Source organism: Pseudoalteromonas sp. SR44-5 (genome assembly GCF_014163675.1).
Classification (GTDB): Bacteria; Pseudomonadota; Gammaproteobacteria; order Enterobacterales; family Alteromonadaceae; genus Pseudoalteromonas; species Pseudoalteromonas rhizosphaerae.
Genome location: NZ_JACJDT010000028.1, coordinates 44,676 through 57,979 on the forward strand (window position 1 = coordinate 44,676; position 13,304 = coordinate 57,979).

The following is a 13,304-nucleotide window of genomic DNA, read 5'->3' on the forward strand; positions in this document are numbered from 1 at the left end:
ATTTAAAATGGCAATTTCATTACAAAAAGGTCAGAAAATCAGCCTTGAAAAATCTAATGGTTCTACTTTAACAAACATCTGTGTAGGCGTTAACTGGGGAGCTATAGAGAAAAAAGGCTTCTTTGGTAAGAAAATGGTTGCAGTAGATTTAGACGCAAGTTGTGCAGTTTTTGATGCTAATAAAAAATTATTAGACATTGTATACTTTGGAAAACTAGCTTCAACGGGTATTCAGCATTCGGGTGACGACTTAACCGGTGATACTGATGGTGATGATGGACTAGATAACGAAGTTATTAACGTTAACTTGAGCCAATTACCAGCTGCTGCAGAACAAATTGTATTTGTACTTAACTCGTTCAGTGGCGATGATTTTAAAACAATTCCTTTTGCATCAATTCGTTTATACGAAGGTACACCTGGTCGCGTAGATTCAATTCACGCAGTATACGATATTGCGAACGACCCTAAATTTGCGGGTTCTGTTTCTATGATTTTAGGTAAGTTGTATAAGCATAATGGCAACTGGAAATTTTCTGCAATTGGTGAAACAACAAGCGATAAAAAACTTGAGCAAACGATAAAAACAGCTGAAAGTAGTTACCTGTAAAGTATTTATAGATATTAAAGGAGTCATTAATGGCTATTTCCTTACAAAAGGGCGCAAATGTTTCTCTTGAAAAAATTGCACCTGGTATCAGTAAATGTTTAGTCGGACTTGGTTGGGATTCTCGTTCATCAGATGGTGCCGATTTTGATCTAGACGCATCAGCGTTTATGTTGAATGAAAATGGAAAAATCATATCTGATCAACACTTCATTTTTTATGGTGCATTAACTTCTCCTTGCTTATCAATTGAGCATACTGGAGATAATTTAACTGGAGAAGGTGACGGAGATGATGAGTCTATAAAAATTGATTTAGCGGCTGTTCCTAATAACGTTCATAAAATTATTATTGGTGTAACCATTCATGATGCAAACGCCCGTTCTCAAAACTTTGGGCAAGTGTCTAATGCGTTTATACGCGTTGTTAATGAAAAGTCAGATGAAGAAATAATTCGTTATGACTTATCAGAAGATTACTCAACTGAAACAGCGATCATTTTTGGTGAGCTGTACAGACATAATAATGAATGGAAGTTTAGAGCGGTTGGTCAAGGGTATGCAGGTGGTCTGCATGCTATGGCTGTTAATTATGGCGTTAATATTGCCTAGTCGGAGAAATACGTGTTAGATACAATATTACCATTTATATATATTATTTTGTCGTGTTACTTACTGAAGTTTGCGTGCGATACATTTGAGCAGGCAGCAGGGTATTTAGGTCGTAACTTCCCACCTGGGGTTAAAGGGGCGACTGTGAATGCTATTGGTTCTAGCATGCCTGAAATGTGTGTTGTTATTGCTTGTTTATTTTGGTTTAACGACCCATCTCTAGTTATGGTTGCTTTAGGTGTTACAGCTGGTTCTGCTATCTTTAATGGTTGTGTTATACCTGCTTTGTCTATAATTATGGCGAGAGATGGAAATGGTAAATCTGTAGAGCATATTGAACTTAATAAACGCGTTTTATTACGTGATGTTTTTTGGGTTTTAACCGCAGAAATTACACTAATTGTTTGCCTTGGTTTTAATAGTTTTACAGTTTGGATGGCTGTTATATTAAATGTAATTTATTTTCTATATGCAGTTCATTTATATTTTGATGCTAAAAATCACATAAGTGGCGATGATGATGAAGAATATGAGTATGAAGAAATAGAAGATAAAGGTGTTATTGCTAATATTTTAACATTTAACTTTAATGCTTTATTCTTCTCAAACCGTACCTTTACGGCAACAAGTGCTTTAATTGTTATATCATTCGCTATTGCTGTTATTTCGGGGGCTTCTCATATATTAGTTGAAGGTGTTTTAGGCAGCGCAACAGTATTAGGTGTTCCTCAGTTTTTTGCTGGTTTAGTTTTTGGTGCTGCGGCATCATCTGTACCAGACTTAATTTTATCAGTTAAAGATGCTCAAAAAGGTGAATATGAAGATGCAGTTGCTAACCCATTAGCATCTAACACTTTTGATACAACCATTGCATTTGCATTACCATTATTAGCTTGGTTTATAATTAATGGTGTAGATTCTTTACCACTTGTACAAGATGAAAACTTAACAATATTACGTTGGTCTATTGTTGGGGTTACAGTTGCAGTGGCTGCGAGTTTATTATTTAATTATAAGAAAGTGACAAAAACCATAGCGTATTTTTTACTTGCTATGTTTACTTTTTGGGCAGCGAGTATGTACTTCGTTATTCAATAGGTATTAATTTTTTATAAAACGATATAAGCTTGATGTTAATAAAATTATGGGCTTAAATATTAAGCCCATTTATAATTATGGTGCATGAAATTCATTGCTTTTTACTCGCTTTTTCTTTAAGAACTAAAATGTTTAAATAATCATATTTTATCGCGTTTTTCTATTACTATTATTAACCGAATTATTTATTCAACAGATAAAAAATTAGTATTGTTTGTTAAATGCTGGGGTATAAAAATAGACAAAAATATTAGCTGAAAAATACAATTAACTTATCAATACATTAAAAATTTTCAGTTAAACAGGGGGTTAGCAACTGGATTTTTTATAAGCATACTTAAAATATAACTGGAAAATATGAAACATATCTACGACATTAAGGCTGGTATACTCTCGTTAAAAACGGATGAAAAAAGAGCAACATTAGATCGTATTTTGACATTTGCTTGTCGAGAGAATCCTAAGCGTCATTTTATTTTAGTAAACAAATTAATAGGACGTTATACCCCAACTTCGCCAAAGTTAATGAGGCAAACCTATAACCAATTAGCTGAAAAAATCGGAGAGGGATCACAAACCTATGTCGTAAGTTTTGCAGAGGCTGCAACAGGTTTAGGTGCAGGTGTGGCAGATAGTTTAGCTCACACGCAAAATGATGATGTTTACTTTCAACACACCACGAGGCATAAGCTTGATGAAAAGTTATGGTTTACTGTAGATGAAGAACATAGTCACGCAGTTAATCATATGTTTTATCAACCAAGTGAAAACTTGCTAAGCTTTATAGTAAAATCTAAACGACTTGTTATTGTTGATGATGAAATTACAACAGGTCGCACTATTAAGGTATTGCTTTTAAAAATACTTCCGTACTTACCCGATTTAGAAGAAATAGTGGTCACGGCAATTGTCGACCTGATGGGTGAACAAAACTATTTATATGAACTTAATTTAGATATTCCAATTCGTTATGTTTCCTTACTTAAAGCTAATATTAGTTTAGATAAAGATCCTGGTTTTAATCCTCAACTCCCTAAAAAAGTAAACTCAAAGATCTCTAGTGCGCTTTGTGCAAATGATACAGGGCGGTGTGGATTATTAATGCCTTACAAAGAAAAAATAAAGGGCATTGATACATCTCAAAGCACCGTTGTTATTGCCGATGGAGAACATCAGTACATTCCATTTTTATTGGCAGAAAGGCTTGAAAATAAAGGCGTGGAAGTCGTTTTTCAGTCTATTAATCGTTCGCCAATATTACTATGCGATGCGATAGTTAATAAATATAAAATTATAACAGTCGAAAATGATACCGAACATTATCTATATAATTTTTTTCCTGAAAACAAATCAATATTTGTCGTTAGTGAAAAAAATTATGAAGGGTTACTTTTTACTGAACAGGTTAAATACCACGAATGGAAATGCTAGCACAACGTACCTCCAGGCTATTTGTATTTACTGATTTAGACGACTCATTGTTTAAAAACCTAAAAAATACAAAAAGAGATTTATCTTTTGTAGCAACAACGAACAACCAGGGTGAAGCTCAGGGGTATTCTTCGTTGCAGCAACAAAAACTACTTGGTGTTTTTGAAGCCGCAGGTGGCGTATTTATACCAGTTACAGGCAGAAGAACAGATTCGTTTTTAAATTGTAGTTTACCTGTTATTAAAAACACACCGTATGCTGTGGTCTCGCATGGCGCTGTTATATTAGATAAAAATCACAGATTGCTAGATGGATGGCATACATTTATTAACGCAGAGTTTAATTTAGCATTTTGGGAAAGTGAGTTAGTAAAAACGTTTAACCATTTACATAATCATTTTACTGCAATAGGTAACACTGTAAAGGTAAGGCTGATTACTGACCAAGGTATTACTGCTTATATTTGTGTTAAAGTTTCACGAAATGATTACAGCGAAAATAAAGCGAAAGATGTTGATTCGTATTTAAAAAGCATACTTGAAGATGACATGTTATTGCACAGTAATAGTCGTAATTTTGCAATACTACCACCTTATGCAAGAAAGGACGTTGCCGTTAGGTATATTAAAAATAAATTGAAGATAGGAGAGCATGATACGGTGTTTAGTATTGGCGACAGTAATAGTGATTTACCTTTTATGAAAGAGTCTGATTTTTTAATTGTTCCCAACGGTTCGCAAATTTTAGATAGGGAACTAAATCAATGAAAACACCACTAATTGGTAGTTATCCAGAGCATGATTGCATATTCTTATTAAAAAAAATAAAACCAGAATTTCATTCTATCGAAGATAAAGAAAGATTAATTCAAACGGGTCAATTGCATTACTCTCAAATGGTTAGCCAAGAAAGTAAGCCAACACCTGAATATGAAAAGTTATTTCATGATTTAACAGCAAAATATAAGCATAAATTAGCTGAAGAAATTCTTAATCTATCTTGCCTCATTTCCAATAATATTAAGCAAGATGTGTGTATTGTTTCTTTAGTTAGAGCGGGCACACCTATTGGCGTGCTTGTTAATAAAGGTATAAACAACTACTCACAATATAATTCAACGCATTACTCAATTAGTATTGTTCGCGATAAAGGTATTGATGTTAATGCATTGGATTATCTTATTTTTGATTTGAAAATACCTCCTCAAAGCATCGTATTTATTGATGGTTGGACTGCCAAAGGTGTTATTACTAAAGAGCTTAAAAAAGCGATTGAAGATTATAATGCCAGCCGTAAAGTTAACATAAGCAATACGTTATATGTTGTATCTGATATAGGTGGAACTGCCGATTACTCAGTTACTTACCAAGACTATGCAATACCCAGTGCGTTAATGAACTCAACAGTAAGTGGTTTAATTAGTCGCTCAGTTATTAATGAACAGATTAAAAAAGATGATTTTCATGGGTGTATTTCGTATGAGCATTTAGCTCAATATGATCATTCAAATTGGTTTATTTTTGAAATTTCCAATTGCTTTAAAACTGTATATTATAAATTAGCAGCAGTGCCAGATCAGCAGCAAAGAGAAGCACGCCATCAGCTAACTCAAAATTATATTCGTTTATTAATGAGCAAATTTAGTGTGACTGATATAAACAGAATTAAACCCGGAATTGCTGAAGCAACACGAGTGATGTTACGACGGGTGCCAGATCTTTTAATTGTAAATGACGCTAACAACCCAAATATCGCACATTTAATTACTATTGCCAACGAAAAAAGTATTGAGGTATGTGTACTACCTGAAATGCCATTTGGTGCTTGTGCACTTATAAAAGATGTAGATTAGTTATGAAAAAAATTGCAGTATTTGATTTTGACGAAACACTAGTGAAAGAAAACTCTTTGAGTTTTTTATTCAAGTATTTTTTAGGTAAAAGACCTCTTTTTACTTATCTTTTACCCATATTTACCAAACAAAAAGTATCCAGAAGAACAATAAAAAACTCAATTAAGCAGCATTTTTATATGCTTTCTTTAAACAAAAAAAGTAACGAACTAGTATTTCAAGCAGGCTTAGATACCGCTGAAAAATTAACACCTATTAAACCTGTTGTAGACAGAATGATGCATTTACACGCTCAAGGGGTAGAAATTTGGATTATTACCGCTTCGCCCCAATACTTTATTGAAGGTATAGTTAATAAACTACAATGGCCCGTTGAAAGAGTAATTGGTACATTATTGAAAGAAGATGCTAATGTACTAAATGGATTAATTGGTACAGAGTGCCAAATTGAAGAAAAAGTAGCGCGATTTAATACGTTAATTGCGGGTGAAAAATTAACGTGCTCAGTTGAAGAGGCATACGGTAATTTACCTGTAGATATCCCCATGTTAGAGCTCGCTGAAAAAAAGTTTTATGTTAAAAAAGGGCAATTAAGTCCGTTTATAAACAATTAATGGAGAATAGTATGAGTTTTTGGAATAACGTTAAAGAAAAAATAAGCGATGCAAACGATAGTTTACAAAAGAACATTGGACAATTTAAAAACAAGAAATTTGCAGATGCTTCAATGGCTATATGTGCATTAGTTGCAGCCGCTGATGGTGATATAGATGCGGATGAGCGGAAAAAAACGACTGGTTTTATTATGTCTAATGAGTCTTTAAAAGTTTTTTCTGCATCGGATCTAAAAGATAAATTCGATTTTTATTGTAATAAATTAGAAGCGGATTATGATTTTGGTAAAATAGAAGCCATTCAAGCGTTAAGTGCTTTAAAAGGTAAGCAAGACCAAGCGAGAGCTTGTATTCAATTAGGTATTATTATTGGTGGAGCTGATGGAGATTTTGACGCAGATGAAAAGCAAGCAATTAAGGATGCTTGTAATGCTGTTGGTATTTTACCATCTGAGTTTGATTTATAAATCAGTTATAAAAGCTAATGTGTAGACGAGACTCTAAGCAAAAATGTTCATAAATTAATAATGACAATTATTATCTTGTGTTGTTAGTTTATATTGGCTGTTTCCTCTGAGATTAGTTTTTATCATTACCTATTTAGGAGCTCATAATGAGACGTTTACCAGTATACCTATTATTAGATACATCTGGATCTATGTATGGAGAACCGATTGAATCTGTAAAAAATGGATTAGAAACTTTACTCTCTTCTTTACGCCAAGACCCTTACGCATTGGAAACTGCATTTTTATCGATAATTGAGTTTAACAGTAAAGCGGTTCAGTCAGTGCCACTTACAGACTTGATGTCGTTTCAAGCACCTGAACTCACTCCATCAGGTACTACATCACTAGGGTCTGCACTTACTCTATTAGCGAACAAAGTTAATGAAGAAGTCAAAACAACGACCTTAGAAGAAAAAGGCGATTGGAGGCCATTAGTTTTTGTATTTAGTGATGGTGGTGCAACGGATGACTTTCAAAAAGGCATTGATGATTTAAAAGCAACTAAAATGGGTATTATAGTTGCGTGTGCTGCTGGTCATCATGCAAAAATAGATGAACTCACGAAAATTACTGAGAATGTTGTGCATCTTGAAAATACAGACTCGAATGCAATATCAGCTTTTTTTGAATGGGTATCTGCAAGTATTTCAACAAACTCTCAAAAAGTCGAAAACGGTGAGTCTGAAGCATCACAACTATCAGACCTACCACCTCCACCACCTGAAATTAACTTAGTTGATTTAACCAAAAAGTAGGAGCTCGTCATGAGTCGACGATTACCAGTATATCTCTTAATTGATAGCTCAGGCTCTATGCAAGGAGAGCCTATTCATGCAGTTAATGTCGGTATTAGTTCAATGCTCACTGCACTCAGACAAGACCCATATGCACTTGAATCAGTATATTTATCTTTAATAACTTTTGATCGTGAAATCAAAGAAATTTTACCATTAACTCCACTTGAAAGTGCGCAGTTTTCAGAAATTGAATTACCTAAATCTGGTGCTACTCATATGGGAGAAGCGCTAGAGTTTGTAGTTGATAAAGTAGCAAAAAATGTCATTAAATCTTCTGATGAGACTAAAGGAGACTTTAGGCCCATGCTATTTATTATGACAGATGGTTCACCTTCAGACTTGATGGTATTTAAAGAAAGCCTGCCTAAAGTTAAGGCTAGTAACTTTGCTGAAATAATTGCCTGTGCAGCGGGTCCAAAAGCAAAACCTGAGTTTTTAAAACAATTAACAAAGAATGTTGTTGTATTAGACAATATGGAAAGTTCTGCATTCGCGCAATTTTTTAAATGGGTTAGTGATTCTATTGCAGCAGGCTCTATGAGCTCGGGTGTTGATGGACCATTAGAAAACTCATTACCACCTCCACCGCCTGAGTTTCAAATCGTATTATAAGGAAATAATATGCGTAGATTACCCATTTTTTTTGTTATAGATATTTCAGAGTCAATGACAGGAGAGCCAATTGAGTTGATGGAGAAAGGAATCGAGAGTATTGTTTCTTCTTTGCGTCAAGATCCTAATTCATTAGAAACTGTGTTCATTAGTATCATTGCATTTGCAGGAAAATCTAAAGTAATTGCCCCCTTAGTTGATTTAATTTCTTTTTATCCACCTAAAATTCCTGTTGGTGGTGGAACTTCTTTGGGTAGCGCATTAAATGTATTGATGGATGAAATAGATACCAATGTAAAAAAAACCACGTATGAAACCCGTGGTGATTGGGAACCTATTGTTTTTCTTATTACTGATGGGAAACCAACAGATAACCCTAGTAAGGCAATTACGCGTTGGCAAGATAAGTACGCTAAAAATGCTAGCCTTATTGCCATTACACTGGGTCTAAATGCAGATATTGATATATTAAATCAAGTTGCAAATTCCGTATTAGCGCTAGAAAATACAGGTAAAAATCAATTTTTTAAATTTATTGAGTGGGTAAGTGCATCCGTTAAAGCACAAAGTCAAATGATAGAGTTAAACAATAAAAATTCTCCAGTATCTTTAGATAAAGTTGATAACGCTGGCTTAAAAGTGATTAGGGATACCTCTGAACAGAATATTTCTGATACAAGTTGTGTAACGTTAACCGGGCGTTGTTCAACTAATCGGCGTCCTTATCTAATTAAATACATTAAACCAAGACTCGTTGAAGGTATGGAGCGCTTTATTCCAAACCATAAGTATTATCATCTCGAAGGCGCTTATAAATTAGAAGAAAGTTACTTTGAATGGTCCTCTGATAACTATGTTGCACAGAGCGTCGATACTTCTTCTCTTGATGGTATTCCGCCTTGCCCGCAATGCGGAAATCAGTCAGCTTTTGCAATGTGCGGTTGTGGTAAACTATTGTGTATTGGTGACGAGGATCTTGTTATGTGTCCATGGTGCGAAAAAAGTATTAAGTTCAGTCAAGGAAGCAGTGATTTTTCTATTACGCGAGGCCAGGGCTAATGAGCAAAGTAAAGCTTGAACAAGCATTATTTGAGATTCTACTCCAAGCTTCACTTACAAATACCAGACAGTCATTTGTTCAAAAGCGAGCTAACCAATATTTAGATCAAACCGTTGTACAGCATCATATCAATGCATTACTTAATGAACTTACTCCATTAGTAAAGAATGACAAGAGTGTGGTGCGTCTAACAACCTTTGAGGGTGGAAAATTGCATAAAAAAAAGAACAATTTAAGTGTAAATAAACAAATACCGCCTTTGGTCATTAATGTCCGATTACCTAATCTTAAAATAAATACGTTGTTTTCAGAATCAATATCTTTTGAGAGTGAAGCCAATACAAAGATCAGCTTTTTTCAAACTAAAAGTGTTGATGAATTTGAGGGAGTAGAATTTGATCCAGATAAATTAATGCTATCTGGCACAACTACTCAAGTTGGCGATCATCAGTTTGATTTATACGGTTCAACCCCACTTGCTAATGGGCAAGTTCAGAGTGTTGTTGTAAGAATAAAAGTAACTTTTGTGCCAGATCCGAAATCACTTTGGAAAAATATACCCTCAGATGAAACGGCTCGTTTTCATAAACCAGATACCCACCACGCATATTGTGAAAATAGTAGCATGTTATTAATGGGGTGCAGTGTAAGAGGGCGCTCGCATGCTCACAAAGGTATTCATCGTGATGACGATTTTAAACTCTATTGTGATAAGTCATCCGAATGGATTATAAGCTGTGTTGCTGATGGTGCAGGTTCGTGCAAATATTCTCGCCAAGGCGCATTTGTAGCTGTTAGTAATGCAACCGATTCACTTAAAGAGTCTTTAAATGGGCATTATGGCAGCGCACTTGAAAAGACATATAATGATTTTTCTAATGATAGTAACGAAGAAAACCAAAAATCATTACTCGAAGTTTACCAACATACTATTGTAAAGGCTGTTTTTAGTGCCGCTAAAGCAATAAATAATTGTGTTGATGCAAGTAAAGGCGACAGCGTAAAAGACTTCTCTACAACATTAATACTTGCCGCACATAAAAAAGTGCAAGGTGGTTACCTTGTTATTTCTTTTTGGATTGGTGACGGTGGTATTGCAATATATGATAAAAATAAAACAGTAGTGTTAATGGGCGAGCCAGACAGTGGTGAATTTGCTGGACAAACTCGATTTTTAGATAACAGAATATTTGAAGATGGTAGTGTTTACAGGCGCGTTAGAGTAGAAAAAGTTGAATCAATGAGTGCTCTTATTCTTGCTACAGATGGGATCACCGATGCATGGTTTGAAACAGAAAAACAACTAGATTCATTACCTCATTGGGATCGATTATGGAATGAGTTAGAGCCGCATATTACAAACAAGAACCGCGAAGATGGCTTAAAAGGTTTAACCCAGTGGATGGATTTTTGGTCAAAGGGTAACCATGACGATCGTACAATTTCTGTTTGCCTAGTTAAGGAGTGATTTATGACAGTTGTTAAAATAAACGCACTTGATGGCTCTACAGTAGAATTTGTTGATGAGATTATTGGTTCAGGTGCAATGAAAGATGTGTACTTTAGCCCTTGTAAATCTTATGTGGTCGCTTTTTATAGAGACGAGCTAGATCATGCAAGTATAGAACGACTAGAGATGATCACGGGTCGGTATCGTGAAAGTGTTTTTCAACATGAAACAGGTGATTACTGGAAAAACTTTTTTTGTTGGCCTGAAAAAATTGTTGAACACGACGGTCGCACAGGCATCGTTGTGCCATCGTATCAGCCTCATTTCTTTTTTGATTACGGCTCAGTCAATAATGATTTTTTAAATATCAAAGGCAAAGAAAAACAAGGTAAGTGGTTTGCATCTGCAAATAATCAAAATCGTTTTCTTGATAAACGTGAAAAAGGAGATTGGTCTAAATACTTAAAAATATCCCTTACTATTGCCAGAGCCGTACGTAGATTACATGCAGCAGGACTTGCCCACTCAGATTTAAGTTATAAAAATGTGCTTGTGTCGCCCGTCGAAGGGCTTGCAACTATCATTGATATTGATGGCCTTGTTGTGCCAGGAAAGTACCCGCCAGACGTAGTAGGCACACCTGACTTTATTGCACCTGAGGTTGTAGCCACTGCGCACTTATCTAAAACAGATCCTGCTAGGTGTTTACCAAATATATCCACTGATAGGCATGCATTAGCGGTACTAATCTATAACTACTTATTATTACGCCACCCCTTGCGAGGCGATAAAGTAAGAGATTTAGACCCACAAAAAGATGAAATGTTATCAATGGGCGAAAAAGCTCTATTTGTGGAACACCCTACAAACGCTGATAACAGAATAAAAGTAGAAAGAGTAAAAGCAACAGAGCTACCTTGGAAAGACACAAATAAACTGCCTTATACCATCACAGGTCCTTACATAAGTAAGTTATTCGAAAGAGCGTTTATTGAAGGGCTTCATTCGCCTCAGGGCAGACCAACAGCTGATGAGTGGGAAAGCGCGCTAATTAAATCGATTGATTTGATTCAGCCATGCGTTAATGATACGTGCTCACAAGGCTGGTATATTTTTGACAACACACTATCTCCAACGTGTCCTTTTTGCAGCACTAAATATCGAGGGTTGCTTCCGGTTATTAATTTCTATTCAGAAAGAGAAAAAGGTCGTTTTGTTTCTGACAATCATAGATTAATGGTGTATACGAATCAGTCATTGTACCGCTGGCACACAAATCGCTTTATTACACCGAATGAAAGATTACAAGAAAGTGATAAAAAACGACAAGGGTATTTTGTTTTTCATAATAATGCTTGGTATTTAGTGAATGAAAATATGCCTAACTTAATTAATGCGACAACAAAGGAGGCTTATACAATTGGCAGCCAAATTGAAGTTACAGACGGAATTAATTTATTAATTGGAAATGGGAGGGGCGACCGATTATTGAATATTCAAATGGTCGATAGTAAATAAAAAAGTATAAGACATACATGTTAACAACAAAACAATCATAGCAAATAAATAGCAGTTTTTGGTTTATTAAAATAGGCATCACTAGGTGACGTTTGCTCAACTTAAATTAGTTACACTAATAAATTTTTCTATAGGACGGAATATGATAAATAAAAAGGGTTTATTCGCAGCAGGAGCCGGTATTGGTGGTGGTGCTAGTGCCATTTTGGCAAACATTTTAGGTCTTCTTGATTCACCTTTTAGCAGTTGGGTTTTCACAGGTGCTATAGACGCAGCTCTCATAGGTGCTTTTCTTGTCTATGTACAAAATTATTACCAAAGTAACTCATGGAATAATACAAATAAAATACTTAATGGTGCAGCTAAAGGGCTTGGGATTGGGGCCGCAGGTGGTTTGTTAGCATTTTTGTCGATGAGCATTTTTTCTGATGGTATAGGACGACTAGTTGGTTGGAGTATCAGTGGTGCGGCAGCAGGGTATGTTGCTTCGTTAAGAATTCCTAACTTAAAAGTTCAGGTTGCATTAATTGCTGGTGCAGTTGGTGGAGCAATTGGCCTAGTTGTAATGAACCTTGGTTTAAGTTATACGATGGGTGTTGTTGTAACTGGTGCTGTAATAGGGCTTATGGTCGCAACATCAGAAGAGGTATTTCGCAAAGCATCAATTAATGTCACATTAAAACCAATTCAAACTGGAATCTCTTTAGTAAAGCCTCATAGTTTTAATTTAACACTTGGAGCAGATCCTATCTCCGTTGGGTTTACAGATGACATGGATATTAACTTAACAAGTCAAGGCATAGCAGTATTAAAACAGATTGGTAGTATTTCTCTTGAGGGTGAAAAAATATTTTTTAACTCTGAAACAGATGATAAAAAAGTCGAAATCACTAAAGGAAATAGTTTTACTATTGAAAACTGTGAGATAAGCCTAAAAGCTATAGCCTAAGTTTAGAGTGAGAACTAACCGGTTTATTCGATAGGATTACGGTTGGCGGTTCTTTTGCTTAAGCTTGATACGATTAATACCAATCTGCATAAAGATTAAGTCAATTTTATCCAGTCTCTAGAGCATATGCTTTTAACCGTATCAGGAACAGAAATGAATTTATTCCACGCTTGCGAAACCTGTTCGACTATTTCTT

General features: G+C 35.2%; 14 protein-coding genes. All 14 read left to right on the top strand.

What is annotated here, in order from left to right; genetic code table 11:
* Positions 1-7 precede the first annotated feature (7 nt).
* The 14 genes from H5154_RS14780 (at position 8) to H5154_RS14845 (ending at position 13,108) form a co-directional block, all read left to right on the top strand.
* Positions 8-610 (top strand): TerD family protein, encoded by a 603-nt coding sequence (locus tag H5154_RS14780; RefSeq protein WP_182718751.1) that lies wholly within the window; start codon positions 8-10, stop codon positions 608-610.
* A 29-nt stretch (positions 611-639) separates the two neighbouring features.
* Complete coding sequence (locus tag H5154_RS14785) at positions 640-1,218, top strand: TerD family protein (protein ID WP_182718752.1); 579 nt, start codon at positions 640-642, stop codon at positions 1,216-1,218.
* Positions 1,219-1,230: 12 nt separating this feature from the next.
* A complete protein-coding gene (locus tag H5154_RS14790; RefSeq protein ID WP_182718753.1) occupies positions 1,231-2,316 on the top strand; it encodes a sodium:calcium antiporter in 1,086 nt (361 codons plus the stop codon).
* Positions 2,317-2,673: 357 nt separating this feature from the next.
* Entirely contained in the window at positions 2,674-3,747 is a 1,074-nt protein-coding gene (locus tag H5154_RS14795) for a phosphoribosyltransferase domain-containing protein (RefSeq protein WP_182718754.1), read from the top strand.
* Entirely contained in the window at positions 3,741-4,514 is a 774-nt protein-coding gene (locus H5154_RS14800) for an HAD family hydrolase (RefSeq protein WP_220493403.1), read from the top strand. Before H5154_RS14795 ends, H5154_RS14800 begins: the two co-directional genes overlap by 7 nt.
* Positions 4,511-5,599, top strand: a complete 1,089-nt coding sequence (locus H5154_RS14805; protein WP_182718756.1) for a cysteine protease StiP family protein — start codon at positions 4,511-4,513, stop codon at positions 5,597-5,599. Before H5154_RS14800 ends, H5154_RS14805 begins: the two co-directional genes overlap by 4 nt.
* A gap of 2 nt (positions 5,600-5,601) precedes the next feature.
* Positions 5,602-6,213 carry an HAD family hydrolase gene (locus H5154_RS14810; RefSeq protein WP_182718757.1) on the top strand — a complete coding sequence of 204 codons (612 nt, stop codon included), beginning with the start codon at positions 5,602-5,604 and terminating at the stop codon, positions 6,211-6,213.
* Positions 6,214-6,224: 11 nt separating this feature from the next.
* The gene (locus H5154_RS14815; protein WP_182718758.1) at positions 6,225-6,680 is read left to right on the top strand and encodes a tellurite resistance TerB family protein; all 456 of its coding nucleotides are present in this window, start codon (positions 6,225-6,227) and stop codon (positions 6,678-6,680) included.
* 146 nt (positions 6,681-6,826) lie between these two features.
* Positions 6,827-7,477 carry a VWA domain-containing protein gene (locus tag H5154_RS14820; protein WP_182718759.1) on the top strand — a complete coding sequence of 217 codons (651 nt, stop codon included), beginning with the start codon at positions 6,827-6,829 and terminating at the stop codon, positions 7,475-7,477.
* Between the two features lie 9 nt (positions 7,478-7,486).
* On the top strand, positions 7,487-8,131 hold the full coding sequence (locus H5154_RS14825) for a VWA domain-containing protein (RefSeq protein WP_182718760.1): 645 nt from the start codon (positions 7,487-7,489) through the stop codon (positions 8,129-8,131).
* 9 nt (positions 8,132-8,140) lie between these two features.
* Positions 8,141-9,190, top strand: a complete 1,050-nt coding sequence (locus H5154_RS14830) for a TerY-C metal binding domain-containing protein (protein WP_182718761.1) — start codon at positions 8,141-8,143, stop codon at positions 9,188-9,190.
* On the top strand, positions 9,190-10,659 hold the full coding sequence (locus H5154_RS14835) for a PP2C family serine/threonine-protein phosphatase (RefSeq protein ID WP_182718762.1): 1,470 nt from the start codon (positions 9,190-9,192) through the stop codon (positions 10,657-10,659). The genes H5154_RS14830 and H5154_RS14835 overlap by 1 nt, the downstream gene beginning before the upstream one ends.
* Before the next feature lie 3 nt (positions 10,660-10,662).
* Positions 10,663-12,159 (top strand): helix-hairpin-helix domain-containing protein, encoded by a 1,497-nt coding sequence (locus tag H5154_RS14840; protein ID WP_182718763.1) that lies wholly within the window; start codon positions 10,663-10,665, stop codon positions 12,157-12,159.
* A 142-nt stretch (positions 12,160-12,301) separates the two neighbouring features.
* On the top strand, positions 12,302-13,108 hold the full coding sequence (locus H5154_RS14845) for a hypothetical protein (RefSeq protein WP_182718764.1): 807 nt from the start codon (positions 12,302-12,304) through the stop codon (positions 13,106-13,108).
* Positions 13,109-13,304: the final 196 nt, after the last annotated feature.

Coding starts and splice junctions, on each gene's coding strand:
- H5154_RS14845 (WP_182718764.1), top strand. CDS start 12,302: ATGATAAATAAAAAGGGTTTATTCGCAGCAGGAGCCGGTATTGGTGGT.
- H5154_RS14805 (WP_182718756.1), top strand. CDS start 4,511: ATGAAAACACCACTAATTGGTAGTTATCCAGAGCATGATTGCATATTC.
- H5154_RS14780 (WP_182718751.1), top strand. CDS start 8: ATGGCAATTTCATTACAAAAAGGTCAGAAAATCAGCCTTGAAAAATCT.
- H5154_RS14835 (WP_182718762.1), top strand. CDS start 9,190: ATGAGCAAAGTAAAGCTTGAACAAGCATTATTTGAGATTCTACTCCAA.
- H5154_RS14840 (WP_182718763.1), top strand. CDS start 10,663: ATGACAGTTGTTAAAATAAACGCACTTGATGGCTCTACAGTAGAATTT.
- H5154_RS14815 (WP_182718758.1), top strand. CDS start 6,225: ATGAGTTTTTGGAATAACGTTAAAGAAAAAATAAGCGATGCAAACGAT.
- H5154_RS14785 (WP_182718752.1), top strand. CDS start 640: ATGGCTATTTCCTTACAAAAGGGCGCAAATGTTTCTCTTGAAAAAATT.
- H5154_RS14795 (WP_182718754.1), top strand. CDS start 2,674: ATGAAACATATCTACGACATTAAGGCTGGTATACTCTCGTTAAAAACG.
- H5154_RS14800 (WP_220493403.1), top strand. CDS start 3,741: ATGCTAGCACAACGTACCTCCAGGCTATTTGTATTTACTGATTTAGAC.
- H5154_RS14810 (WP_182718757.1), top strand. CDS start 5,602: ATGAAAAAAATTGCAGTATTTGATTTTGACGAAACACTAGTGAAAGAA.
- H5154_RS14825 (WP_182718760.1), top strand. CDS start 7,487: ATGAGTCGACGATTACCAGTATATCTCTTAATTGATAGCTCAGGCTCT.
- H5154_RS14820 (WP_182718759.1), top strand. CDS start 6,827: ATGAGACGTTTACCAGTATACCTATTATTAGATACATCTGGATCTATG.
- H5154_RS14830 (WP_182718761.1), top strand. CDS start 8,141: ATGCGTAGATTACCCATTTTTTTTGTTATAGATATTTCAGAGTCAATG.